Source organism: Nocardia sp. NPDC088792, from assembly GCF_044750615.1.
Lineage (GTDB): Bacteria > Actinomycetota > Actinomycetes > Mycobacteriales > Mycobacteriaceae > Nocardia.
Genome location: NZ_JBIVKC010000003.1, coordinates 1,278,451 through 1,301,180, shown reverse-complemented (window position 1 = coordinate 1,301,180; position 22,730 = coordinate 1,278,451). Strand labels below are relative to the sequence as shown.

Here is a 22,730-nt window from a genome sequence, read left to right as displayed (position 1 = left end):
GGGTACATGTCCGAAGAGCAGGTGGCGTCCGACCGTCGCTGGTGGGCGCTGGTGGTCCTGTCGATCGCGCAGCTGATCGTCGTGCTGGACGCGACGATCGTGACGATCTCGCTGCCCTACGCGCAGGCCGACCTCGGCATCGCCGACGCCGACAAACAATGGGTGTTCACCGCCTACACCCTGGTATTCGGCGGCCTGCTGCTGCTGGGCGGCCGCCTGGCCGACTATGTCGGGCGGCGGCGGATCTTCCTCATCGGTCTCACCGGGTTCGCGGTGGCCTCGGGGCTGGCGGGCGCGGCGGTGAGCCCGGGCATGCTCTTCGCGGGCCGGGCGCTGCAGGGCCTGTTCGCGGCGCTGCTGGCACCCGCGGCGCTGTCGCTGGTGTCGGTGACCTTCACCCGCGCGCAGGAACGGGCCCGCGCCTTCGCGGTGTTCGGCGGGGTGTCGGGAGCCGGATTCGCGTTGGGGCTCATCGGCGGTGGCGCGCTGACGCAGTACGCGTCCTGGCGCTGGTGCCTGCTGATCAATACCCCGATCGCGCTCGCCACCGCGGCGGCGGCCCTGCTGGTCATCGTCCGGGATGTGCCCGTGCGGCGGGAAGGCGGCTACGACCTGCCCGGCGTGCTCCTCGTGACGGCGGGACTGGCGAGCGTGGTCTACGGCTTCAACCGCGCGGCGCAGGTGGGCTGGGGCGCGGCCAGCACCCTCACGCTGTTGGTGGTCGGCGTCGGCCTGCTGCTGGCCTTCGTCGCCGTCGAGGGACGGGTCGCCGATCCGCTGCTGCCGCTGCGCATTCCGGGCGAGCTCAACCGCGCCGGCTCATTCCTGGTCGCGCTGCTGGTTCCGGTGGCGATGTACGCGGTCTTCCTGTTCCTCAGCTACTACTTCCAGCAGACCCTCGGCTATTCACCGCTGCGGGCCGGAATCGCCTTCCTGCCGTTCCCGTTCGGCATCGTGGTGTCCGCGGGCATAGCGAGCAAGCTGCTGCCGCAGGTCGGCCCGCGCGTGCTCATGTTGGCGGGTGCGCAACTCGGGGTGGTCGGGCTGATCTACCTGGCGCAGTTGAAGGTCGGCTACTCCTACTGGGCGGCGGTATTCCCGGCCGAGATCGTCATCGCACTCGGCATGGCGCAGATCTTCGTGGCCATGCAGGCCACCGCGCTCTACGCTATCGACGACCGCGACGCCGGCGTGGCCAGCGGACTACTGAACGCGGTGCAGCAGATCGGCGCGGCGATCGGCACCGCGCTGCTCACCACCATCGCGGTACAGGTCTCCACCCGCTACGCGCACCATCACCCGCCCACCCCCGCCCTCCCGGCCCACGCGGCGGTCCACAGCTATGACGTCGGATTCTATTGGGGCGCCGGCTTCTTCGTGATCGCGGCAATCGTGGTCGCCATCACCATCCGGGTCCGCAAACTGGACGCGGTCAGCGCGGGCGATGAATTCGGGCGGGTCGCGTCGTCACAACGGGCATGACCTACCGAATCGGCTGATAGCGCATCCGAATTGGTGTGACCGGACTCGGCTCATCGTTGGCTGCGCGAAAGCCGAGCGGGTCATGCCGCCAAGCACCAGCAGCGAAGTGCTCGGCCGCAGTCATCCGGATCGCTTCCCGCCGCGCCCGCCCACCGCCGACACTCCGCCACCCTGTCCATACCGCTCCCGAAACGCACACTCCCACAAGATGATTGATCACCAGACCTGTCAACCGCCGTCAACCATTAATGATCAGTAGGAAGCCAGAACAGCTCCATTCGTTTCGCGGTCCCCTACGTTTCGAGGTAGTGAGGTCTCCGAAGCTACCGGGCAATTTTCTGTGGGTCAGTGCTTCCAGACGCCGCTGGCGATGAAGTCATCCCAAACCTCGCCTGGGAAAACGAGAGCCGGGCCGGCTGGATCCTTGGAGTCGCGGACGCCTACGTTGTCGGTGTGGTCGCCAAGGAATGCGACTTCGACGCAGTCGCCGCTGGGTTGGCTATGGCTGCTCTTGAACCAACTTGCACCGGATAGATCGATCCTCACGCTGTGTACTCCTTCGCCGTCCTTCGCACCAGCGCCCTGGTGTCGTCCTCGCTCAACGCTAACCGCTGAATGTCGTTGATCGCCTGGCGATATCGGTCGATCACCGCTTTCTGCTCGAGATAGAGCGCGCCTTCGTAGCCCTCGACGTAGACGACGGGCGGCTCGACCAATCTGCTGGCCAGCGGTGGGAACTCCAGCAGAGTGAACGATTGAACCATGAGCCACAGCGGGCTTTCCACATCCAACGGAACAACGCGAATAGACATGTTCGGTTGTCCTGACACCTCTGCCAGGTGTGCCATCTGCTTCGCCATGACATCGGACCCGGCGGGCCTGCTGCGAACCGCGGCCTCGGACAGCAGCACATCCATCCGAAATGCCATGTCTTGCAGCCGCTCCTGTCGTCGGGCGGACAGCTCGACTCGGCGCTCGACATCGACGGGCGACAGTTCGGGATAGGCGGTGCGGATCATTGTCCGCCTGTAGTCGGGGATCTGAAGGAGGCCCGGAAGCAGGGTGAGTTGGTGGGTCGTCAGGTGATTCGCGGCGGCCTCCAGGCTCAGGTAGTGATCGAAGTGCGCGAAGTATTGGTCGCTGTACGATCTCCACCAACCCTTGGTGGTTCCAGCGGTTTTCGCGGCTTGGTCCTGCTCCTTGACCTCCTTCCACAGACCGAGAACCTCGTCGCGTTGCTCGGGGTCGGTGACCTGGTAGAGATCGAGCAGGTCCTTGATCTGAGAGGTCGCGATTCTGATCTTCTGGCCATCTTCGAGTCGGCTGATGCTCTGCGGTGAAATTTCAGCTGCGACTCCGGCCGCTAGCTGACTCTTCGCGCCACGCTCGCGGTATCGGCGAAGGGTCCGCCCGAGTGCCCTACGGGGAAGCGATGATCCGGCCATTTTCTTAGCCTCGCTATCTGGATGTCTCCGTGCTGGAATGCCCCGTGCTGGATAGCGCCTAGCTGAGCACCCACCATTTTGCCTGAGAACGCCCTACTGAGTGTTCCAGTTCGACGATTCTGGATGTCTAAGGAGAAATAGCACCGGGCGACGACAGCGCGCAGCCGCCGGTGGGGGATCAGGCCAAGTTCAGCGATGAGCATTCAAGGGAGATGCCGTAATGCTTTGGGACACATGGGCGCTGCTGTCGATACTCGGACTCTGCCTCGCCGTCATCGGGTGGGCTATCTGGGGTTTCCACCGTGATGCTCACCCTGGAGGTGATGTCCGGTCTCTTCTACTCCCGCTCCTCGAGACTGGCCGACACCTCGCAGTCCCGGCCAGCGGGGGAGCCGGACGGTGGCACCGGGGCCGGCATCGGGCGGCCTAGCGGGAAGGACTGACCGATGCCGACGACGTACTCGCGGGTGAGCCACTACCGGCTCCCGCTTTCTGGGTCGATGCAGTACTCGAACGGGGTGAAGATCTTGCTCTGGCCACACCGGTCCTGCCGTGAAGGCGATGGCTGCCAAGCCAGTTCGTGCAGTGCCCGCAAGCAACTCCTGGATATCGCTCGGGCAGCCGGGTGGTCCTGGGTCGACGACATAGCTGATAGCCAGCACCGAGATTCGGATAAGTGATCAACTGTGGCTCTCTATATCGCCGCGGCCGATGGGCCGCGCATCGACCATTCCGTCCCCGGCCAGTCGCCGGAGTCGTTCAGCAGCAGCGATATTCGTGCGATGCTGCTGCTACACGGCGAGAATTGCTTGAAGGGCGAGTGCTCCCGCCGGGCGTTCTTCGTGGCATTGCGTGACGACCGAGAATCCGAACGCCGTGTCCGCCAAGGTCGCGAACAGGGCCACCGTTTGCCGCAGGAAGCGCGTCCTGCTGGGCGCCTTGCAGGCGGCGAGGGGAAGGCCCCGGCAAATGTCATTGCTCTCAAACGACGCATTCGGGACGCCGAGGAGAACGGGACACTGGGAACAACGGTGTAACTCCGAAACAGGGAGCGGCACAGGAACTCTGATGTGGTGATCGGCGAGTTGGTCGATACTGACGTGGTGGCTGGACCCAGGAAACCGAAGGGGATGGCTCTTCGTCGGGGACGGTTGATAATGCCGCGAGCAGTGAGCGCAGCGTGAGGATGGCCTCGGCGCCGCCACCGCAGCATGGAAAGGACTCCCGATGGGATACGTGCATGAACAGGTGGGCGCCGTCGCAGCGACGGTGTCCTCGGGTGTCCTGTTCTACTTCGGCACGGGCCTCACGCCGGTTGCCGCGCTGACCTGGCTGGCGCCGTTGCCGGTGTTGCTGCTTGCGACGCGGGCGCATGCCCGGACAGCGCTTCCTGCCGCGTTCCTTGCCTATCTCGGTGGGACGGCGAACATCTGGGCGTGGTCGCTCCGTTCGCACGACCTTCCGTTACTGCCTTGGGGGTTGGTGGTCAGTGTCTGCCTATCCGCGACGTTCGTGCTCGCCGTGGCGCTGTTCCGGCGCCTGGTGCTGCTCGGGCACGCGTGGCTGGGTGCGCTCGCCGCATCGGCGGTCTGGACCGGTGTGTTGTATCTGGTGACCTTGCTCAATCCCAAGGGCCTCACCGACACCTTCGCGACCGCCCAGGCCGATGTCCCGGTGGTGGTTCAGACCGTTTCGATCACTGGATCGTGGGGGCTGGAATTTCTTGTATTGCTGGTCCCAGCGGCGGCCGCGGCTGTCCTGGCGCCGACGGTACGCAGGGTGGCACGAATTCGCACCGGCGCGTTCATCCTCGGTGTGACTGCTCTCGTGCTGATCGGTGGTGTGATCCGCTTGACATCGGAACCCATTGCGCCACAAAGGATGGCGGTGGTGTCGGCCAACATGCACGGGTGGGCCGCAGACGTCGGAACGCCGGCGGGGAAAGCGCTTGTCGACAGTTACGTTCACCGCATCGCGGCCCTCCCGTCCGGGGTTCGGACGATCGTTCTGCCCGAGGGCACATTTGGTGCGACCGAACCGAGCCCGCCGGTCCTCGTCGACCGGTTCCGTGCGCTCGCGCGGGACAGGCAGGCGGTACTCGTCGTCGGGTACGCGCAGTGGGCGAAGAACGCAAAGTACAACTACGCCTTGGTCTTCCCGGCCGACGGCAGTGCCCCGCTGCGGTACCTCAAACACCACGACGCGGTCAGCCCGCCCGGCCACGACCTGGTTGTGCACGACGACACCGGAGTCGAGATCTGCCTGGACGTCAACTTCGCCGAGCCGAGCCGCGACTACGCCACGGCCGGGGCGACGCGACTGGCGGTGCCCGCATCCGACGAAGGCGACGACGGGTGGCTGCACAGCCGCACAGCACTATTGCGTGGCGCGGAGAACGGCCTCCCGGTGGTGTGGGGTGGCCGGCAGACTCGTCAAATGATCTCCGACGGCTGGGGCCGAGTTGTCGCGGACGTCCCGAGCGGCGTGGATCCGTCGGGCTTCACCACGCTCGTCGCCGAGGTCGGATCGGGCCCGGGCCCGACCTGGTATACGCGACTCGGTGACTGGTTCGCCTGGCTGTGCCTGGTGGTCTCGGCGGCCGGGATGGCCGTGGCAGTGCGTGTACGACGCTGAAGCCGGTTCTGGCTGCGAGCTGGTAATCGCCGCCATCGCAGTCGGAACCCTGAGTCGACGCCCACAGCCTATAGCATTGCTATATCGAATATAGTAGCGGGTGTGACAGATGGAGCGGAGTCGCCCGGTTCGACCAGGGCCAAGTTGCTGGAGGCGGCGGCTCGGCTGCTGGCCGAGTCCAATGGTGCGCCGATCACGACGCGGGCCATCTGCGATCTGGCCGGGGTGCAGGCGCCGACGCTGTATCACCATTTCGGGGATAAGCAGGGGCTGCTCGATGCGGTCGCCGCGTATGGATTCGAGCGATACCTGAAGGTCAAACGTACGCAGGTGCCGTCGGCGGATCCGATCGATGACATCAGGGCGGGCTGGGATCACCATGTGGCCTTCGCGTTGGAGAATCCGTCGTTCTATGCGGTGATGTATGGGCAGGTGGCTCCGGGTAAGCGCCCGGCTGCAGCCGCCGATGCCGAGGCGATGCTGTTGTCGTTGCTGACGCGAGCGGCGGGGCACGGCCGGTTGGCGGTGGCTCCGGAGGCGGCGGGGCCGTTGATCCTCGCTACGAATGTGGGTGTGGCACTTGCTCTGATCACCACACCACCCGGTGATCGCGATATCGCGATTTCCGAGCGTGCGCGGGAGGCGATTCTGGCCTCGGTGGTTCGGTCCGACACTGCGCCTGCATATAACGGCGGTACAGAGAACGCCGTCGCGGTGGCCGCGATCGCATTGCGCGCGGCTTTGAATGAGGACAAGCAAACCCGGCTGCAGTCGAACGAGGTTGCGTTGCTACAGGATTGGCTGCGCCGCCTGTCGGAGTGATCGAGCAGAACAGCCCGGATGCGCGGTCGGGAGAAGTTCCCGACCGCGCATCAATTCCGCTGGTTCGCTCAGAAGGTCAGCACGTTGCGGTAGCGCGCCTTGCCCATATTCTGGAAGGCCGTCTCGGCCTCTTCGAGCTTGTAGGTCTCGATGAGCGGGCGAATTCCCTTGAGGGCGGCGAACTCCATGGCTTCCTCGCTGTCCTTGGCGTGCCCGCTGTACCAGCCCGACACCTTGCGGCGGCCGAAGACCAGCAGGTCGGGGGAGACCTCGATGGGCTGGTGGTCGCTGGCCACGATGACCAGATGACCGTTCGGCCGCAAACCTTGGATGAGGTCTGCCTGCGCGGGGCTGGATCCGACAGTGGAGAACACCACGTCCGCGCCGCCGAGCCGCTCGACGGCTGCGCCCAAACCGCCTGCCTCGCTGTCGATGTACTCATCGGCGCCGAGTTCGCGCGCGATGTCTTCCTTGGCCCGGCCGCGATTCACCGCGATGGTGCGGAAACCCATTTTCGCCGAGTACTGCACGGCCAGATGCCCGAGTCCGCCGACGCCGTGGATAACCACGGTATCGCCGGCCCGCGCGCCGGAGTTGCGCAGTGCGTTGAACGAGGTGATGCCCGCGCACATCAGCGGCGCGGCCTCCTCGTAGGTGAGCGCCTCGGGGATGCGGGCGAGCGCATCCTGGGGTGCGACAGTGTATTCCGCGTAGCCTCCGTCATAGGACAGGCCGACGATGGTGCGGTTCACGCAGTTGGTGAAATCTCCCTGGCGGCACGGCCCGCAGGTGAAGCAGCTGCTGCCATGCCAGCCGATGCCGACGCGGTCCCCGACCTGCCATGCGGTCACGCCGGGACCGACCGCGTCGATGTCACCGGCGATCTCGTGTCCGGGCACGCGCGGCAGCGTGACACCGAAAAGCCCGAGCCGAGGGACGTTTTCACCGCCGCACACCCCGCAGGCCCGCACCCGCACGCGGACCTGCCCGCGGCCGGGCTCGGGAATCGGGATCGTCACGTTCTCGAACGGTGCACCGGCGGTGACCACCTGGACGGCGCGCATGGTTGCTGAACTCATAGTGGTAGCCCTTCCGAACTTTGTTGTGGAATCAATTGCTGGAGCCGCCGTTCATCAGGACTTCTTCGCCCGTGATGAACAGCGATCGGTCGCCGGCGAGGAATTCGGCGAAGTCGGCCACGTCTTGCGGGGTGGCGAGTCGTCCGATCGGGACCGAGTCGAGCAGTGCCTTCTTGTAAGGGTCGTCATCGGGTACCCCGGTGAAGATTCCCGCGCCGTCGATCGGGCCGGGAACGAGGGAATTGACGGTGATGCCGCGGGCGCCCAGCTCCAGAGCGAGGACCTGGACCAGGTACTTCGGTGCGGTCTTGCTGGTGCCGTAGAGGCCGAGTCCGGCCTGCGGGCGCACCGTGGAACTGGAGGCGATATTGATGATGCGGCCGCCATCGGCAATGTACTTCGCCGCGGCTTGCAGGACGAAATAGGGGCCCTTGGTATTGATCCGGAACAGCAGGTCGAAGTCCTCCTCGGTCACCTCGACCACCGGCACATTGACCTTCTCGATGCCGGCGTTGGCAACCACGATGTCGAGCGTGCCGAACTCCTCGAGCGCGGTGCGGAACAGGCGATCGATCTCCCCGACATCGGAGGCATCCGCCTGTACCGCAACGGTTTTCATGCCGAAATCGGCAACGTCGGCGAGGACTTTGTCGGCGGCGTCCTTGTCGCGCGAATAGTTGATCACCACGTTCGCGCCGCGTTCGGCGAAGCGCAGTGCGATCGCTCTGCCGATGCCCTTGGACGATCCGGTGATCAGCGCGGTTTTTCCTTCGAGACTCATCGAACTCTCCTGGTGGACCTCATCGGTCGGTCGACGGAACTACCGACTATAGCGCTGCTATAGAGATTTGCATAGCGAAAGAATAAGACTTGTCGCTGCACAAATCCGGGTTGGGTGACGCGGGTTCAGCTATCCAGGCGTGCGGACTGTCCGGCGGCAACCGGAAGGCCTGGTGGGTTACTCGCAACGCCGCGGCGACAGTCCGTCCAGCACGATGTCGACCGCCCTGTCTACGACAGCCCGGTCACCCCGGGCATTGGCCAGTGCCCTGATCAGCACGTAGACCTCGTCCACCGTTGCGTCCGCGCGCACCTCACCGGCTTGCTGGCCCCGGGACAGCAACACCTCGACGGCGTCCCGCAACACAGAGGCCGCACTCTCCACCTCATTGGTGGCGCCCGCCGGATCGGTGGACTCCTCCAGTAGCGCGACGAGCGCGAGCTTCGCCGGTGCGCCTGAGACCATCTCCCGGAACGTCATCCGGAAAGCCGCCCCGGCCTCACCGCCTTCGCCTCGTGTCCGCGCCGTGTCGGTGAGCAGGCTCAGGTGTCGCACGATCGTGGCCTCGACCAGCAGCTGCTTGGTCGGGAAGTGCCGGAACACGGTGCCGATCCCGACGCCGGCGCGGCGTGCGACCTCCTCGGTTGAACCGGCTTTGCCGGACTCGCCGAATACCTCTTCGGCTGCGGCCAACACCCGGTCCCGATTTGCCTGCGCGTCGCTTCGCATCCGGCTATTTTCCCTCCCCGGATCCCTCGCTCTCTCGGGCCCGTGATCCATCCTTGCGATCCGGAGTGAAGACTCCGTATATTTCGGAGTGAAGACTCCGATTAGAAGGGAAATCATAATGCGAACCCCCGAAGAGACCTTCCGCGCCATGCTCGACGGCGCCTGCCGGCTGCAGAACGGTGACCGCGATCAGGTCGACAAGCTGGCCGAGTTCTACGCGGAAGAAACCGACGTGCGACACCCGATGGCCCCGCTCGGCGACACCCCGCTACTCAGCCGCGAAGAACTCCGGCAGCACTTCGCCACGGCCGGGCCGGCCGGCTTGGCGGGGTTCCGCGTCGAGGACGTACGCGTCCACCACACTGTCGACCCCGAGGTGATCATCGGCGAGTTCACCTACCGCGGCGACGCGGGCTGGGCCGCGCCGTGCATCATCGTCTTCCGGATCCGCGACGGGCTGATCGTCGAGTCGCGGGACTACATCGACCACCTCGGACTCGCTCGTGCCACCAACGCGGTCGACGCCCTCTGCGTGCAGCTGACGAACGTTTAGACACAACGTCACTCAGGTGAGTGGGTGCCGGGGCGCATCGTCGCTATCGGTGAGTCCCCCTTTGCGGCAATGACTTCAGCGACCGCGAGTCAGTCTGGAGCGAGCATCGCCGGCGGGGCGCGCTTTGACCCGACCAGAGGCTCTGGCTGCAATTTACGAAACGCTACCGTAGCGTTTTGTAAATTGAGGAAGCGGGCCCGTGCCGATATCGCGAGAACCGACCACTGCCGAAGGCGCGGCTCCGCGGGGGCGACCTCGCGACGCTGGACGTGATGCCGCGATCCTCGACGCGGCACTGCAGGTCCTGACCGAGGTCGGCTACGACCAGATGTCGGTCGAATCGGTCGCGGCGCGCGCCGGGGTCGCCAAGACGACGATCTATCGGCGCTATTCGGATAAGGCCGCCGTGGTGGTGGCGGCGGTCGAGCACCGCGCGCCGGCCTCTGTGCCGAGGGTCCGCTCCGATGATCTGCGCGGAGCCCTGCTCCAAGTCGTGCGATGGCTGGCGCGCGAGATCGCCGAGCAGGAGGTCGGCCTGCTGGGCGCCCTGTTCGCCGGGATGCGCAGCGATCCCGGGCTCGCGGCGGGGATGCGGCGTCTGCTGCATCGCGACGAGGCCGCGATGGCTGATACCTCGTTCGGCAAGGTCCTCGCACGTGGCGATCGGCTGACGCCGGGCGCGGCCGAGTTGTTCGCCGAGATCGCACCCGCCGTCATCGTGCATCGGATCGTGGTCACCGGGAAACCTTGCGACCCAGCGTTTCTCGAGCATCTCGTCGACGACATCCTGCTACCGCTGTTCCAGCGGAAATAGCGACAGCCCTGCCCGGGCCGTACATATCTACAAGGAGGGCTCGACCATGATCGTCATCACCGGCGCCACCGGCGCACTCAACGGCGCCACCATCGAGCATCTGCTCGAACGCATCCCTGCCGAGCAGATCGGTGTCAGCGTGCGCGATACCGCGAAAGCACAGCATCTGGCCGACCGTGGCGTGCGGGTACGCCGCGGCCCCTACGATGATCCGGTCGCCCTGCGCCATTCGTTCGAAGGCGCCGACCAGATCCTGCTGGTTTCGCAGAACAGTCCGCATGTCGACGGAATCAGTCTGCACCGCAACGCGATCGAGGCCGCGGTCGCTGTGGGAGTCGAGCAGATCCTCTACACCAGCCATCAGGGCGCGGGCAGCGACAGCCCGTTCCCTCCGGCGCGTGAGCACGCCGCGACCGAGGCACTCCTCGCCGACTCCGGTCTCGCGTGGACTTCGCTGCGCAACGGCTTCTATGCGCACAGCCTCGACTGGCTCCTCGCAAACTGGCAGCAGACCGGCGCCATCATCGCACCGGAAGACGGCCCGATCTCGTGGACCGACCGCGGCGACGCCGCCGAAGCCGCCGCCATTATCCTGAGCGGCGACCGCCCGCTCCACGGTCCCGTCACCCTCACTGCGCGTGCGGCGGTCACCTTCGACGACATCGCCCGAATCGCCTCCGAACTCACCGGCCGGAAAATCGAACGCATTGTCATGAACGACGAGGAGTGGATTGCCCGCCAAATCGAGCGCGGCGTCCAGGAATTTATGGCGCGGCTGACCCTCACGACCTTCCAAGCTGCGCGAGAAGGCCGCTTCGCGGGCGTGGACCCACTGCTGGGCAACCTTCTCGACCGCGAACCACGCACGGTCGGCGACCTACTCGAGGCCCGCCTCGCCGCCCACGAGAGAGCCCGGGAATCTCACGCGATCTGAACCGGGCAACCGCCGCCGCCGCGAAGAATCGAGTTCAGTTGTTGCCGTATAGCTTCCGGCATCACGGGTTGTAGTTGCTGCTGCACGATGGTGCCCAGCAGCCAGGACAGGAGCACGCGGGATGTCGTGGCCGGATCGTCGACGCCCAGTTCGGCCGTGAGGTCGTGCAGCAGTGTGTCCATGTCGTTCAGGGTGGCGGCGACGGTGTCGGACGATCGTCGCCGGCCGGCATCGATCCAGTACTCGAACCACAGGTACGCGGCGTTGGGTTGCTCGGTGAACGTCGACAGGTAGGCACATACCACCGCCCACAACTTGTCGGCCGGATCGGATTCGGCCGCGGCGGCTCGGCGCAGCACCGCGACCGTTGCCGTCACGTGCTCGTGCATCGCGAGGTCCACGATCTGGTGAATGTCGTCGAAGTAGTAGTGCACCGCGCTCTTGCTGAGCGGGCCGGCCTCCGCGACGGCGCGGGCCGTGCACGCGGCCAGCCCGTCGCGGGCCAGGACCTGCTTGGCAGCCTCGACGATCTGTTCGCGCTTACCGCGCCGGTTGCCTTCGATCACGGGTCTGGTCACGGCCTCAATTTACCAACACCGTTGCCAAGTTGGGACAGCCGACCTAATGTTAGGACGCATGTCCCGAGTTTTCGTTTTTCACGACGTCCGCACCACCGACCCCGCTGCCTCGCGCCGGTTCTACACCGAAATGTTCGGCTGGCCGGTCACCGAATCTCCTGCCGGGCCACTGCTCGGTGACGACGAGGGCGTCTGGGGCGGGTTCACACCGCTTGCCCCGGGCGATTCACGTCACCCGCAATGGATTCCGTACGTTCCGGTGCCCGACGTGGACGCCGCGGCCGAGCAAGCGGTCGCGCTCGGAGCGCGAATCGTCAAGCCCCGCACCGACCTGCCGCCGGGATCCGTGGTCGTCATCGATGAGCCCGGTGGCGCCACGCTGGCGCTGTGGCAGGCGGCGGAGCGGTAGACGTCATGCGTTTGTCGTGTGCCCTGCCGCCCTCGGCGGCGATTGCCGAGTATGCCCGCCACGCCGAGCAACTCGGCTATCACCGGCTCTGGGTGTTCGAATCGCCTGGGCTGCATACGGATCTGTGGATCGCGCTGGCGCAGGCCGCGGCGGCGACCGAACGCATCGGGCTGGGGGCCGGTGTCGCCGTCGCCGGTCTGCGTCACCCGATGGTGACGGCGTCCGCGGCCGCGTCGGTCGCCGAGCTCGCGCCGGGACGACTGACGGTGGCGTTCGGCACCGGCCATACCGCGCGCCGGGTACTCGGGCAGCGGCCGGTTCGGGTCACGGATCTGGTCGACGAGGTTCGTCAGGTGCGGTCGCTGCTGGCCAGCCAAGTGGTCGATATCGACGGAAAAGCCTGCCAGATGCGTCAATTGCCCGGGTTCGGCCCGGTCCGGCCCATCGAGGTGCCGGTCTGGCTGGCAGCCTCGGGTCCGCGTGCCATCGCGGCCGCGCGTGACCTCGAGGTGCCGGGCGTACTGGTCACCGGTACCCCCGACCGTCCCTGGCACGAATGCGCTCTGCTGCGATTCGGGACCGTGCTGCGTCCCGGCGAGGATCACACCACGCCCCGCGTCATCGACGCCGCGGGACCGGGCTGGGCCAGCATCGTGCACGCGATCTGGGAGCGCTCACCGGACGCTGTCGACGATATCCCCGGCGGCCACCGCTGGCGAGACGACCTCGAGACCCGCCGACCGCCGGGACAGCGCCACCTCGACGTTCACCAAGGCCACCTCACCACCCTGACCGACCGAGACCACGAACTCGTCACCGCCGCAGGCCCGGCACTGCTCACACCCGGCTGGACCGGCACTCCCGAACAGCTCCGCGACCGGGCAACCCATGCGGCCGCGTCCGGTGTGACAGAGATCGTCTACGCGCCCGCCGGGGGTGACATCACCGCCGAACTCTCCGCCTACGCGAAAGCGCTGACCACGGCCGATAGTTAGTTTCAGCCACTCTCGGATCTCTGCGAGTGTGATTCGTTGCCGGACAACGAATCAGCAGTTCCCAGCTCCGAACGGGCAGGGCTCAGCGCACCCAGGCGTCGGTGAGTGCGAGGACCGCGGAGCCGTCGGTATCGGCGAGCTTGACTCCGGTGAACTGGCGTGCCGTGTCGGAGGTTTGCATCCGTAGCACGGGCCGGTCGGTGGTGAGGGCCTCGATGATCGTGGCGGCGGCCTGGTCCGGTGTCTGTGCGTTGCCGAACGCTTGCCTGGTGCGGGTGATGTAGGCGTTCAGTGCGGATGCGTATGGTCCGGCCTGTGCTGTCAGGGTGTCGAAATCTCCGACGTTGCTGACGAATTCGCTCGCCACCGCGCCGGGTTCGACCACGGTCACCGTGACTCCGACTGTGGCCGCGACCGGTGCGAGGGATTCCATGAAACCCTCGACCGCGAACTTGGCCGCGCAGTACGCCTCGTTGAAGGGCTGCCCGACGATGCCGCCGACGCTGGTGACGGTGATGACCCGCCCGCCCGTCGCCCGCAGATGCGGCAGTGCGGCGCGGGTGGTCTCGACCACGCCGAAGAAGTTCACTTCCATGGTGTCGCGAACTGCCTGTGTGCCGCTTTGTTCGATGGTCCCGACGCGACCCGCGCCGGCGTTGTTCACGAGCGCGTCCAATCGCCCGAACTCGGTGATCACGCCGTCGAGGCAGGTCGAAATGCTTTCCGGTTCAACCACATCCAGGGTCCGGATATGAATCCGGTCGGCCACCTCGGCCTTCTCCGCGGCGCGTCGCAGCTCATCGGCCTTTCCAGTGTTCCGCATGGTGGCGATGACGTTCCAGCCTGCCTGCGCCGCGCCGATAGCGGCCGCCAGTCCGATGCCGGAGGAGGTCCCGGTGATCAAAACGGTCCGTTCGGAGTTCTCGGTCGATCCCATGGCCAGCCCTTTCGGAAAGTTACGTGTACACACACATAACCATAGATGTGTGTACACGCACAAATCGACTAGGCTGACGTCCATGTCGCGCTCCACCAACCCCTTCGGTGATCTGGCCGCTCGCGACCACGCCTTCTACGGCCTGGTCTGGGCCAGTGCAACCCTCAGTGCCCGGGTCGACCGCGCTCTGCGGCGTGCGCACGATCTCCCGCTCTCCTGGTTCGAGGTCATGCTCTGGCTCAACACCCAGGACGATGTCCTCAGTGCGTCCGACCTGGGCGCGAAAACCGTCCTGAGTCGCAGTCAGGTTTCCCGGGTCCTCGACTCCCTGCAAGCACGCGGCCTGGTCGAACGCGCCACCGCCCCGCACGACGCCCGTTCGGTTCACATCGTCCTCACCCCGACCGGCCGCACCATCTTCGCCGCCGCCGACACCACTCGCCGCGAAGCCCTCGCCGAGGTCTTCGACGACCGCCTCGACGACACGGATATCGCTGCCTTGGAAGCCATTTGGGCCAAACTCAAACAAGACCCGGTGCCCTAGACCTGATCGACGAGGTGCGTTCAGGCCAGGGCCGCGGCCGATCTCGGATCCAGTGAACTTACTGCCGTAGCAACCTGCCCGGCGGTCTCGGCCACTTGCCGAGACAGGTACCGTCGGACGGAAAAGGAGAGAGATCATGATCGCAGTCATCGCCGAAGTGACCGTCAAGCCCGGTGGGGGTGCGGAGTTCGAATCCGTCGTCACCGATCTCATCGCACAGATCAAGGCCCACGAGCCGGGAAACCTGACCTACCAGCTCGTGCGTTCACGGACCGATGCCGATCACTACCGGTTCTTCGAGCTGTATTCCGACGATGCGGCTGTCGAAGCCCATGGCCGGTCCGAGCATTTCCGTGCCGCGGGTAAGTTGATGGCTCCCTTGCTGGCGGCTGCGCCGAAGATCGAGTACTTCACCGCAGTCTGAGTGCCGCACCGCCGGTTGGGTCCCGCCGGCCTGGCTGGCGGGGTTCTGTGCTCGGAACCACCTGTGCGGCACCGGGAATTCCGGTGCCGCACAGGTCGATAGTCAGCGGGAGGGCGGGCCCTGCGGCGGCTGACCATCCGGCGGGGGCCCCTGCGGTGGCTGTCCTGGGCCACCCGGCCCCGGCTGGTCGCCGGGCGGCGGGAACTGCTGGGAGGGAGCCGAGCTCCCCGACGGGGCCGGGCCGGGATCTGCGCTCGCCACACCGGCCCCGATGCCGAGCAGGGCGACGCTGATCACGCCGGCCGCGGCGATCCGCGCGAACCTCGAAGAAGCCATGTGCAGTCCTCCTGTATCAGTATGCGAATTCGCATGTTGTCCCGCGTTTTCGGGCCAACACCAAGATCGTGACCTCGCAGGATGGGACCAGCATTGGCGTAAGTTACTGTAGGTGCGCGCTGTGGACACCGACGGCACACATTGCGTGACGCGGCCTGCGCGAGGCGATCCGTGAAGACGGAAAGCGCAGTGCCGGTGTAGCTTTCGGTCGCCGGGCCGACTTCATGCACTTCGGCCTCCTCGGCCAACTCGGCGCCACCGCCAACTGGCACCGCATCGCCCGCGAGTGGCTCTTCGGAGATCGGCCTGTAACCGGGATCGGGTGAGTGCTGACAACGTGGTATTCCGACCCTGTGAACGGATAGTGTGGGCTATCCGGAATTGCGGTATGTATCCCCATATTGGGGATTCTGTTATTGTGCGAAGTCTTTGTCCGCCCGGGCCCGTAATGGATGATTGCAGGTGCGTTCAGGGGCGGCACACCGCGCCGAAGATTTGTCGCCCCTGATCGCGCAAGGCTTTATGGAGTCGGCCGATGAGGAATTTGTGATGGGTGAGATCGACGTCAATTACGGCCGATGTGGTGAATTGGCCGATGAATTCGACACCTTGGAGGCGCAGCGAATGCCCCGGCGGGTGGTGGGCGGGCGGCGGTTCCGGCGGCGACGGGGGATCTCGGGTGGGCGGCCGGCGCTCGAGATCCGGGAACCAGGGCGGGCCGGGCGGCGGGTCACGCTCACCGGGGCGGTCACGATCGGGCGGTCCCATTTCGGGATGCGGGTGGCCGATCCGGCGGTGTCGGGGGAGCATCTGCGGCTGGTGCCCAGTCCGCTGGGGTTGTCGGTCGTGGATCTCGGCAGTCGCAATGGGACGTGGGTGAATGGGGTGCGGTTGACCGGGCGGGTGACGCTGGCGGCGGGGGATCGGATTCAGGCCGGCGATACCGTGATCGTGGTGCTGGACGCGCCGAAAGCCGATCCGGATGTCGGTGAGCCGGACTCGGCCGGGACGGCGAGCACTCGGCCGGCCGCGCGGGAGCGGGCCGATCCGGATGGTTGGCTGTTCCTGGCTGATCGAATTCTGGGCATCGATGCCACCGGACGGCGAAATCTGTTCCCCACGTCCAGTGAGCTGCCGACGCGGCTGCCCCCACGACTGTGGCGGTATGTCCGATTGGTGAGTATGGGGATCTACGCGGCCGATATCGTCGCGATGTTCTGTCGCCCGGCGATCGGATTATTCGTCTTTTTTGGCATTGTCGTGCCCATCTTGCCGGGACTGTTTCTGCTCGCGCCCGGCATATGGCGGAACAGTTGTCCGTTGGCGGCGGTGAATCAAATTCCGCGGGAGCGGAAATTCACCCGCGATAGACCACCACCGGCCTGGCTGTATTCGCGCGGCTATCCGATTTCGGTGTTTCTGTTCTTCGGAATCGCGGGCGCGCGGCTGGCCGGTTTGGATCGCAGCGGCATCGCCGCCGGGACCGTGCTGTCGCTGGTGCTGATCGCCGCCTTCACCGGGGGCGTGCTGTACAAGGGCAAGAGCGGCTGGTGCAGCAGCATCTGTCCCTTGTTCGCGTTGCAGCGGTTGTACGGGCAGACGCCGTTCGTGACGGTGCCCAATTCTCATTGCCGGCCCTGCGTCGGGTGCGCGAAGAACTGCATCGATCTGCAACCGCGCGGGGCGTATCAGGCGGACCTCGCCGAGCCGGTCGCGTGGTGGACCGGACCGCGCCGATTGTTCGCCGCGGCGCTGCCGGGATTCGTGCTCGGGTTCTTCATGCTGTCCGGGCACACCGAACTGGGTGTGGTGCACCGGTATTCGCTCCTGCTGGTGTTCATGGTGGTGGCGATGGCGTTGTACTTCTTTGTGGACGCGATGACGCCGTTGAGCGCGGCCATGATGAACGTGGGTTATGCGACGATCGCGCTGAACATCTTCTACTGGTATGCCGCAGTCACTCTGGTGCATTCGATCGCGACCGTCACAGGTGTCGACGTGTCCTGGATGCGCTGGCAGATCCGCGTCACCGTCCTGATCGCGACACTGGTGTGGATCGCCCGGACCCGGGTGGTGGAGTTGCAATTCCGGCTACACACAGGAGACCGCCGGGAACCGGTGCTGCTGCCGCTGCCGCGACGCCCCGCGCAGGCACCGGAGACGCCGGCGGTGTCGGTCACCTTCGACCCGCACGGCGCGACCGTCACCGCCGAACCGGGATCGAGTCTGCTGGAGATCGCCGAGCAGGCCGGTCAGCGCATCGAGGCCGGATGCCGCATGGGCGTCTGCGGGGCGGACCCGGTGGCGGTGCTCGCTGGGGCGGACGCGCTGTCGGCACCGGGGACCGATGAGCTGAACACCCTGCGCAGGCTGGGTTTCGGCGACGACACCCGAATGGCGTGCTGCGCGCGCATCGAATGCGGCACAGTACGAGTGTCATTGGCGCCGCGAGCCGGCGGCGGCCGGATCGCCGCGCCCATCGACTTCGATCGATCGATCGTCAATATCGTCGTGTTGGGCAGCGGCATCGCCGGGGTGACGGCCGCGGACTTCAGCCGCCGCGGCCATCCCGACTGCGACATCCACCTGGTCGGCCAGGAACCGCACGGCCCGTACAACCGGATGGGGATCTCCCGGCTGGTGTACGGCCGCTCCGCGATGCGCGGACTGTCACTGCTGCCCGAGGGCTGGTACGACGAACACCGCATCACCACCTGGCTCAACACCCTGGCAACCGGCATCGATGTCGCCGCGCAACGGGTGCTGCTCGCCACCGGGCAGGAACTTCCCTACGACCGCCTGATCCTCGCGACCGGTGCCCGCGCGCTCGTGCCGCCGATCGACGGGCTCTGGCTCCCAGGGTGTTTCGTGATCCACGAGGCGGACGACGCGCTGCGGATCCGGTCCTACGTGCAGCAGTTCGGCTGTGCGGAAGCGGTTGTCGCGGGCGGCGGACCACTGGGTATCGAGATCGCCTGCTCGCTGCACCGGCTGGGACTGCGGGTGACGCTGCTGACGCGCGGCGCGCACCTGCTGTCGAAACATATCGACGCCCGGTGCGCGCGGCTACTCACCGAGCATCTGCTCGATACCGGGATCCGGGTGTTGAGCCATGCCGAATGCCTGCGGGTCGCAGGCGATCCCGCGGTGCACGGTGTGCGGCTGGCCGACGGGCGGCGGCTGGATTGTGATCTCTTCCTGACCGCCACCGGAATTCTGCCGAACATCGATCTTGCCCGTGCTGCGGGCATTCCGGTGCGGCGCGGCGTACTCGTCGACGACCGAATGCGTACCGCCGCACCGCAGGTGTACGCGGCCGGCGATGTCACCGAGCACCGCGGGCAGGTGTCCGGACTGTGGCCGGTCGCGGCGGAACAGGGGGAAGTGGCGGCGGTGAACGCGCTCGGCGGAGAGCGGGCCTTCCTCGGCGGCGCGTCTGCGGTGCTGCTGAAAGACGCGGGGTTGGAGTTGTTTTCGCAGGGGCCGGTACATCCACGGGCTGGTGGAGCGGCCATCGTGGTGCACGGTCCGGGGTCCTATCGGCGGCTGGTGGCCGAGCAAGGGCGAATCGCGGGAGTGACCGTGCTGGGCCATCATCCGGGGGATATCGCCGCCGCACAGTATGCAATTCGGACAAAGATGCCAATTTCCGGCGAGGACTTTCGTGCATTGTCTGCGGGGGATTGGTCCGTTTTGCGGCAGAGCTGAGTTTATCCCGGACCGACCGGTCGCTGTTGTTTTCTGCGGACGCTCCAAATACTCTAAAATTCTTGACAGCAATAACACAGATACCTATCGTGTAGGTAACGCTTACGCGTAGAAGTTATCAAGCTTTGATTGCGAATCCGCATCTGTGGGCCTACTCCCCGGTGAATAATTTGCTCTGCCGAAAGAGAATTCTTCATGCCGAAGCGCTATTCCGAAGATATCCGCCGAAAAGTACTCGAACTGGTCTCCACCGGCCGCACGGTCGCACGAGTCTCCGCTGACCTGGGCATTGCCGAGCAGACCATCTACAACTGGCGCCGCCAAGAGCTGCTCGCCAGCGGTCATGCCCCGCTCACCTACACCGGATTGACCGAACTCCTGGAAGCTCGCCGGCGGATCACGGAACTCGAACGTGAACTATCCCGACTACGAGGGGTTGGTGAGCAGCTACCGCACGCCGTATCCCGGTAACGGGCGGCGTAGCTCTCCCATTTCACCAAGACTCCGGCAGCCGCAATAGATTTCGGCGCCGGATTTCGGGCGGTATCGATACTCGGCGGGCATTTCCTGCCTTCTTTCGGCTGCCCGGCGATCGACGCATTGGCGCGGGTGTAGATCGATCAGATTCACCGATCGCTAATGTCTCGAGGAGAATGCTTTGCTTGGAAGTCACCGAAGCAGCGTCGATCGCATGGTGAATGCGGCCACTGCGGCCGCTGCCGCCATCACCGTACTGGTGGGTGCCGGGGTGGTGATCATCGACGACGTGGGCCCGGCCACCGCGGATACCGCTGCGCCGGACCCGAATTGCACGCTGATCGTGCCTGATGACCCCCTGTCCGCCAGAGGGCTGGCGACGCCGTACCAGCTGGTCGCCACCGACGCGGCGGCCGGGCCCTGCAACGAAGCCGATGTCAACCAGTCGGCCTTCGTCGAAGCGGCGATCCTGTCCGGGGACGGCAAACTGTCCACCTACGACCCGCTGGTCATCGACCAGGGCACCCGCCCCGCCGCCCAGACCGTGCCCGCCCGGGTGGAACCCGGCTCGACGGTGGCCATCTGGTTCGGCTTCAACGGCACCGCCCTGACCCTGAAATCCTCGGGCAACGGGGACGCGCTCGCGGATGCGCACTGCGTCAACGGATTACCGGCCGGCACGATCTTCGGCCAGTTCGCGTACTGCAATGCCGTGAAGTTCTTCCAGGACGCGAACCGGCGAATCACCGGCCACACCTTGGCGGTACCGGCCAACGGCACCGCCAAGGACGGGCTACCGTGCCCGACCACCCGCGACTTCTCCGTCGTCGACCAGGACCAGAGCGACAATGTCGTCACCCACTACCTCGCCACCGCCAACGGCCAGACGGCACAGAACAATCCGGCCAACCAGGCGAAACTCACCAACACCACCGACCTGCGGAACCTGCCGAGACATCGACGGAAACCGCCCGCCCCCACCACGACTCCGGTCGTCGATCTCGCGAACGGCAGCGACAACCTGCTGCTGAGCGAATTCATCGACCCGGCGCTGGGCTGCACCCCTTTCACCGCACCGGACCAATCCAGCGGTGACCAGGCGTCCGCGGCGCTGTCCTTGGACGAATTGTCCGCCGCCGCGAATCAGCAGGCCCCGATCGCCCTGGTCCCGCTGAACGATCCGATGACCCTGGACAACGGCGCGAACAGCCCCGACAAGACCAACCTCTACCGCCAGGGCGTCGACCAGTCCGCACTCGGCGGCGCCGACAACGGCGACGGCGCGACCTACTGCACCAACATCTTCACGAATGCGGCAGGCATCCAACGCGTCTTCCAAGACCAGGCCTTCTTCGCGGCCGCGCCATCCGTGGATCCCGCCATGGCCACGAATCTGTTCACCTTCCTGGCCGTGCGCGCCCAGCAGTCGTTCGGAAACCTCAACTGCCAGGCCCTGACCGCCCTCACGAACCCCATCACCCTCACCACCGACAACAACGGAGTGGTCACCGCCGCCACCTTCACCGCCGCCGGCACGCCAACCTCGACGACGCCGATCGACCCCACCACGACGGACACCACGACGACAGACCCGATCACAACCACAGACCCGACCACGGCGACAGCCCCGGCCACCACAACGGATCCGACGACCACAGCAGATCCGACAATCACGACGGCCTCGACGATTCCGACCACGAGCACGGTCCCGACAATTCCGACAACAAGCGCGCCGCCGATCACTACGGCGCCGATGAGAAGTATTCCGGTGCCCACCCGCCACCGGCATCACTGACCCCGGATACGCGGCGAGCCGGTCCTCCCGGACCGGCTCGCCGAATTCTTGTTCGCCAGGTATCAATGCATGCCGAAGGTCTTCAGCAAAGTGGTGATATTGGCCGCCAGAGAGGTGACCGTGTTCGCCAGATCCAGTGCGGCGGAACCGAAATTGAGGAGAGGCATTGCAATCTTCTTTCGCAGTGAATATTGGAAGTACCGCGAAAGCCACGATAGTTACCTCGCAACGCATCCGGAACCATCATTCGGCCTTGCTGGAAAACACAGAAACAATTGCAGTCGCCCGCAAGGATTTTCAACCGGATCGAATGGCCGCTCGCCGGGCAGTCGGCAATACCCCACCGATCGCCGTCACCCCGGCAGTTGGGGCCCGCCGTTCCACGACTCGAAGATGATGTGAGTGTGGACGCGATCGACTCGTCCACGACCTACCTCCCGCGCGACAGTCGGGGCGAGGCGGCTCGGCTGGACGTGTTCATGCTGGCTGAGAGGCTATCCAGTACTGGCGTATTCGCTTGTATGCTCTAGGGCGGGTTCTCACTTTCGCGACGACGTTGCCGAGTCCGTGTACCTTCACGACGTCACGAAGGCCGAGGTCATGCAGGCATTGGCGTTTGGGCGGCGGTGGCCGCAGCGGATCGAGTCGAAGGTCGACGCGCGGGTGTTGCAGATCTTCAGCCGCACGGTCGAGGGTCGCGCTGTGGCGGCCCCTCGAGGTGGACGAGAACGCTGAATACACCGTTTGGGAGGCACAGCAATGAGTATCGAACGTCGAATCGAAGAACTGACCGCGCAGGCCGCTGACGCGGATCTTATGGGCGATTTCCTGGGCGGGCGGCTGGTTCGCAGCAGTGAACCGGCTGATATGTCGGAGTTGCCTGTGCCGGATGCTGCCGAGGTGGAGTCGGCGGGGTTGATTCCGACGACGGTCCGGTTCTCGCAGGTGCAGAAGGAAAAACTCGTCAAGCTGGCGAAGGAACGCGGTACCGACGTGTCGAGCCTGCTGCGGGAATGGGTCGATCACCAGCTCGAGGCGACCGAGCACCCGGAGCGGCAGATGATCACCGTCGATGAGGCGATCCAGGCGTTGCGGAACCTCCCGCACTCCGCCTGATCTATTAGACGGCGCAGTGCAGCCGGCTCAGCGACCCGCTCACCCTCGCGCCGCTGGTGCCGAGTTGATTACACCTACACGGCATTCCGAAGAACTGATCACGCGCGCCCCGAAAGCGTTTGCGCTGCGGCCGATTCG

At 65.7% G+C, this 22,730-nt stretch carries 23 protein-coding genes; 15 read left to right on the top strand and 8 right to left on the bottom strand.

Translation table 11 applies throughout. The features are described from left to right. Positions 1–6 precede the first annotated feature (6 nt). Complete coding sequence (locus ACIP5Y_RS24050; protein ID WP_400352905.1) at positions 7–1,482, top strand: MFS transporter; 1,476 nt, start codon at positions 7–9, stop codon at positions 1,480–1,482. 345 nt (positions 1,483–1,827) lie between these two features. Here ACIP5Y_RS24050 and ACIP5Y_RS24045 read toward each other — a convergent pair whose 3' ends face one another. Both ACIP5Y_RS24045 and ACIP5Y_RS24040 read right to left on the bottom strand, forming a co-directional pair. Beyond that, positions 1,828–2,028: a DUF397 domain-containing protein gene (locus ACIP5Y_RS24045; protein ID WP_400352903.1), complete on the bottom strand. Its 201-nt coding sequence runs from the start codon at positions 2,026–2,028 to the stop codon at positions 1,828–1,830. Further along, positions 2,025–2,927, bottom strand: coding sequence for a helix-turn-helix domain-containing protein (locus tag ACIP5Y_RS24040; protein ID WP_400352901.1), 903 nt, complete (start codon positions 2,925–2,927; stop codon positions 2,025–2,027). Before ACIP5Y_RS24040 ends, ACIP5Y_RS24045 begins: the two co-directional genes overlap by 4 nt. A gap of 686 nt (positions 2,928–3,613) precedes the next feature. Here ACIP5Y_RS24040 and ACIP5Y_RS24035 point away from each other — a divergent pair. The 3 genes from ACIP5Y_RS24035 (at position 3,614) to ACIP5Y_RS24025 (ending at position 6,383) form a co-directional block, all read left to right on the top strand. Further along, a complete protein-coding gene (locus ACIP5Y_RS24035; protein ID WP_400352899.1) occupies positions 3,614–3,964 on the top strand; it encodes a hypothetical protein in 351 nt (116 codons plus the stop codon). A gap of 190 nt (positions 3,965–4,154) precedes the next feature. Then, on the top strand, positions 4,155–5,561 hold the full coding sequence (locus tag ACIP5Y_RS24030; RefSeq protein ID WP_400352897.1) for a nitrilase-related carbon-nitrogen hydrolase: 1,407 nt from the start codon (positions 4,155–4,157) through the stop codon (positions 5,559–5,561). A gap of 144 nt (positions 5,562–5,705) precedes the next feature. Further along, positions 5,706–6,383 carry a TetR/AcrR family transcriptional regulator gene (locus tag ACIP5Y_RS24025; RefSeq protein ID WP_400352895.1) on the top strand — a complete coding sequence of 226 codons (678 nt, stop codon included), beginning with the start codon at positions 5,706–5,708 and terminating at the stop codon, positions 6,381–6,383. Positions 6,384–6,451: 68 nt separating this feature from the next. Here ACIP5Y_RS24025 and ACIP5Y_RS24020 read toward each other — a convergent pair whose 3' ends face one another. The 3 genes from ACIP5Y_RS24020 to ACIP5Y_RS24010 all read right to left on the bottom strand — a co-directional run bounded on the left by ACIP5Y_RS24020 (position 6,452) and on the right by ACIP5Y_RS24010 (position 8,972). Next, positions 6,452–7,462 carry an alcohol dehydrogenase gene (locus tag ACIP5Y_RS24020; RefSeq protein WP_400352893.1) on the bottom strand — a complete coding sequence of 337 codons (1,011 nt, stop codon included), beginning with the start codon at positions 7,460–7,462 and terminating at the stop codon, positions 6,452–6,454. 31 nt (positions 7,463–7,493) lie between these two features. After that, entirely contained in the window at positions 7,494–8,243 is a 750-nt protein-coding gene (locus ACIP5Y_RS24015) for an SDR family NAD(P)-dependent oxidoreductase (RefSeq protein ID WP_400352891.1), read from the bottom strand. A 177-nt stretch (positions 8,244–8,420) separates the two neighbouring features. After that, entirely contained in the window at positions 8,421–8,972 is a 552-nt protein-coding gene (locus tag ACIP5Y_RS24010; protein ID WP_400352889.1) for a TetR/AcrR family transcriptional regulator, read from the bottom strand. 118 nt (positions 8,973–9,090) lie between these two features. Here ACIP5Y_RS24010 and ACIP5Y_RS24005 point away from each other — a divergent pair, with 118 nt between their 5' ends. The 3 genes from ACIP5Y_RS24005 (at position 9,091) to ACIP5Y_RS23995 (ending at position 11,273) form a co-directional block, all read left to right on the top strand. Continuing rightward, on the top strand, positions 9,091–9,525 hold the full coding sequence (locus ACIP5Y_RS24005) for a nuclear transport factor 2 family protein (RefSeq protein ID WP_400352887.1): 435 nt from the start codon (positions 9,091–9,093) through the stop codon (positions 9,523–9,525). Positions 9,526–9,724: 199 nt separating this feature from the next. After that, positions 9,725–10,339, top strand: coding sequence for a TetR/AcrR family transcriptional regulator (locus ACIP5Y_RS24000; protein ID WP_400352885.1), 615 nt, complete (start codon positions 9,725–9,727; stop codon positions 10,337–10,339). 46 nt (positions 10,340–10,385) lie between these two features. Next, positions 10,386–11,273, top strand: a complete 888-nt coding sequence (locus tag ACIP5Y_RS23995) for an SDR family oxidoreductase (protein ID WP_400352883.1) — start codon at positions 10,386–10,388, stop codon at positions 11,271–11,273. Here the strand turns inward: ACIP5Y_RS23995 and ACIP5Y_RS23990 are convergent. Next, complete coding sequence (locus tag ACIP5Y_RS23990; RefSeq protein ID WP_400352881.1) at positions 11,261–11,851, bottom strand: TetR/AcrR family transcriptional regulator; 591 nt, start codon at positions 11,849–11,851, stop codon at positions 11,261–11,263. The genes ACIP5Y_RS23995 and ACIP5Y_RS23990 overlap by 13 nt on opposite strands. Before the next feature lie 58 nt (positions 11,852–11,909). Between ACIP5Y_RS23990 and ACIP5Y_RS23985 the strand changes: the two genes are divergently transcribed. Both ACIP5Y_RS23985 and ACIP5Y_RS23980 read left to right on the top strand, forming a co-directional pair. Then, positions 11,910–12,260: a VOC family protein gene (locus tag ACIP5Y_RS23985; protein ID WP_400352880.1), complete on the top strand. Its 351-nt coding sequence runs from the start codon at positions 11,910–11,912 to the stop codon at positions 12,258–12,260. Then, positions 12,239–13,255: an LLM class flavin-dependent oxidoreductase gene (locus ACIP5Y_RS23980; RefSeq protein WP_400352878.1), complete on the top strand. Its 1,017-nt coding sequence runs from the start codon at positions 12,239–12,241 to the stop codon at positions 13,253–13,255. The genes ACIP5Y_RS23985 and ACIP5Y_RS23980 overlap by 22 nt, the downstream gene beginning before the upstream one ends. Before the next feature lie 82 nt (positions 13,256–13,337). On the opposite strand, the gene ACIP5Y_RS23975 is transcribed toward ACIP5Y_RS23980, so the two are convergent. Then, positions 13,338–14,192: an SDR family NAD(P)-dependent oxidoreductase gene (locus ACIP5Y_RS23975; protein ID WP_400352877.1), complete on the bottom strand. Its 855-nt coding sequence runs from the start codon at positions 14,190–14,192 to the stop codon at positions 13,338–13,340. 82 nt (positions 14,193–14,274) lie between these two features. Between ACIP5Y_RS23975 and ACIP5Y_RS23970 the strand changes: the two genes are divergently transcribed. Together ACIP5Y_RS23970 and ACIP5Y_RS23965 are read left to right on the top strand one after the other, a co-directional pair. After that, positions 14,275–14,736: a MarR family winged helix-turn-helix transcriptional regulator gene (locus ACIP5Y_RS23970; RefSeq protein ID WP_400352875.1), complete on the top strand. Its 462-nt coding sequence runs from the start codon at positions 14,275–14,277 to the stop codon at positions 14,734–14,736. Positions 14,737–14,872: 136 nt separating this feature from the next. Next, on the top strand, positions 14,873–15,160 hold the full coding sequence (locus ACIP5Y_RS23965; RefSeq protein WP_400352873.1) for a putative quinol monooxygenase: 288 nt from the start codon (positions 14,873–14,875) through the stop codon (positions 15,158–15,160). A gap of 102 nt (positions 15,161–15,262) precedes the next feature. Here the strand turns inward: ACIP5Y_RS23965 and ACIP5Y_RS23960 are convergent, their stop codons facing one another. Then, entirely contained in the window at positions 15,263–15,496 is a 234-nt protein-coding gene (locus ACIP5Y_RS23960) for a hypothetical protein (RefSeq protein WP_400352871.1), read from the bottom strand. A gap of 549 nt (positions 15,497–16,045) precedes the next feature. On the opposite strand from ACIP5Y_RS23960, the gene ACIP5Y_RS23955 reads away from it, so the two are divergent. The 4 genes from ACIP5Y_RS23955 (at position 16,046) to ACIP5Y_RS23940 (ending at position 22,592) form a co-directional block, all read left to right on the top strand. Beyond that, positions 16,046–19,204: an FAD-dependent oxidoreductase gene (locus ACIP5Y_RS23955; RefSeq protein ID WP_400352870.1), complete on the top strand. Its 3,159-nt coding sequence runs from the start codon at positions 16,046–16,048 to the stop codon at positions 19,202–19,204. 195 nt (positions 19,205–19,399) lie between these two features. After that, a complete protein-coding gene (locus tag ACIP5Y_RS23950) occupies positions 19,400–19,675 on the top strand; it encodes a transposase (RefSeq protein WP_400352868.1) in 276 nt (91 codons plus the stop codon). Positions 19,676–19,895: 220 nt separating this feature from the next. Further along, positions 19,896–21,476, top strand: a complete 1,581-nt coding sequence (locus ACIP5Y_RS23945) for a hypothetical protein (protein ID WP_400352866.1) — start codon at positions 19,896–19,898, stop codon at positions 21,474–21,476. Between the two features lie 759 nt (positions 21,477–22,235). Beyond that, positions 22,236–22,592: a regulator gene (locus tag ACIP5Y_RS23940; protein WP_400352864.1), complete on the top strand. Its 357-nt coding sequence runs from the start codon at positions 22,236–22,238 to the stop codon at positions 22,590–22,592. The last annotated feature ends 138 nt before the right edge of the window (positions 22,593–22,730 follow it).

Bases quoted from the DNA above. Each gene is read 5' to 3' on its own strand.
- ACIP5Y_RS24050 (WP_400352905.1), top strand. From the start codon at position 7: ATGTCCGAAGAGCAGGTGGCGTCCGACCGTCGCTGGTGGGCGCTGGTG.
- ACIP5Y_RS24040 (WP_400352901.1), bottom strand. From the start codon at position 2,927: ATGGCCGGATCATCGCTTCCCCGTAGGGCACTCGGGCGGACCCTTCGC.
- ACIP5Y_RS24030 (WP_400352897.1), top strand. From the start codon at position 4,155: ATGGGATACGTGCATGAACAGGTGGGCGCCGTCGCAGCGACGGTGTCC.
- ACIP5Y_RS24020 (WP_400352893.1), bottom strand. From the start codon at position 7,462: ATGAGTTCAGCAACCATGCGCGCCGTCCAGGTGGTCACCGCCGGTGCA.
- ACIP5Y_RS24015 (WP_400352891.1), bottom strand. From the start codon at position 8,243: ATGAGTCTCGAAGGAAAAACCGCGCTGATCACCGGATCGTCCAAGGGC.
- ACIP5Y_RS24010 (WP_400352889.1), bottom strand. From the start codon at position 8,972: ATGCGAAGCGACGCGCAGGCAAATCGGGACCGGGTGTTGGCCGCAGCC.
- ACIP5Y_RS24005 (WP_400352887.1), top strand. From the start codon at position 9,091: ATGCGAACCCCCGAAGAGACCTTCCGCGCCATGCTCGACGGCGCCTGC.
- ACIP5Y_RS23995 (WP_400352883.1), top strand. From the start codon at position 10,386: ATGATCGTCATCACCGGCGCCACCGGCGCACTCAACGGCGCCACCATC.
- ACIP5Y_RS23985 (WP_400352880.1), top strand. From the start codon at position 11,910: ATGTCCCGAGTTTTCGTTTTTCACGACGTCCGCACCACCGACCCCGCT.
- ACIP5Y_RS23975 (WP_400352877.1), bottom strand. From the start codon at position 14,192: ATGGGATCGACCGAGAACTCCGAACGGACCGTTTTGATCACCGGGACC.
- ACIP5Y_RS23970 (WP_400352875.1), top strand. From the start codon at position 14,275: ATGTCGCGCTCCACCAACCCCTTCGGTGATCTGGCCGCTCGCGACCAC.
- ACIP5Y_RS23965 (WP_400352873.1), top strand. From the start codon at position 14,873: ATGATCGCAGTCATCGCCGAAGTGACCGTCAAGCCCGGTGGGGGTGCG.
- ACIP5Y_RS23960 (WP_400352871.1), bottom strand. From the start codon at position 15,496: ATGGCTTCTTCGAGGTTCGCGCGGATCGCCGCGGCCGGCGTGATCAGC.
- ACIP5Y_RS23955 (WP_400352870.1), top strand. From the start codon at position 16,046: ATGGGTGAGATCGACGTCAATTACGGCCGATGTGGTGAATTGGCCGAT.
- ACIP5Y_RS23950 (WP_400352868.1), top strand. From the start codon at position 19,400: ATGCCGAAGCGCTATTCCGAAGATATCCGCCGAAAAGTACTCGAACTG.
- ACIP5Y_RS23945 (WP_400352866.1), top strand. From the start codon at position 19,896: ATGGTGAATGCGGCCACTGCGGCCGCTGCCGCCATCACCGTACTGGTG.
- ACIP5Y_RS23940 (WP_400352864.1), top strand. From the start codon at position 22,236: ATGAGTATCGAACGTCGAATCGAAGAACTGACCGCGCAGGCCGCTGAC.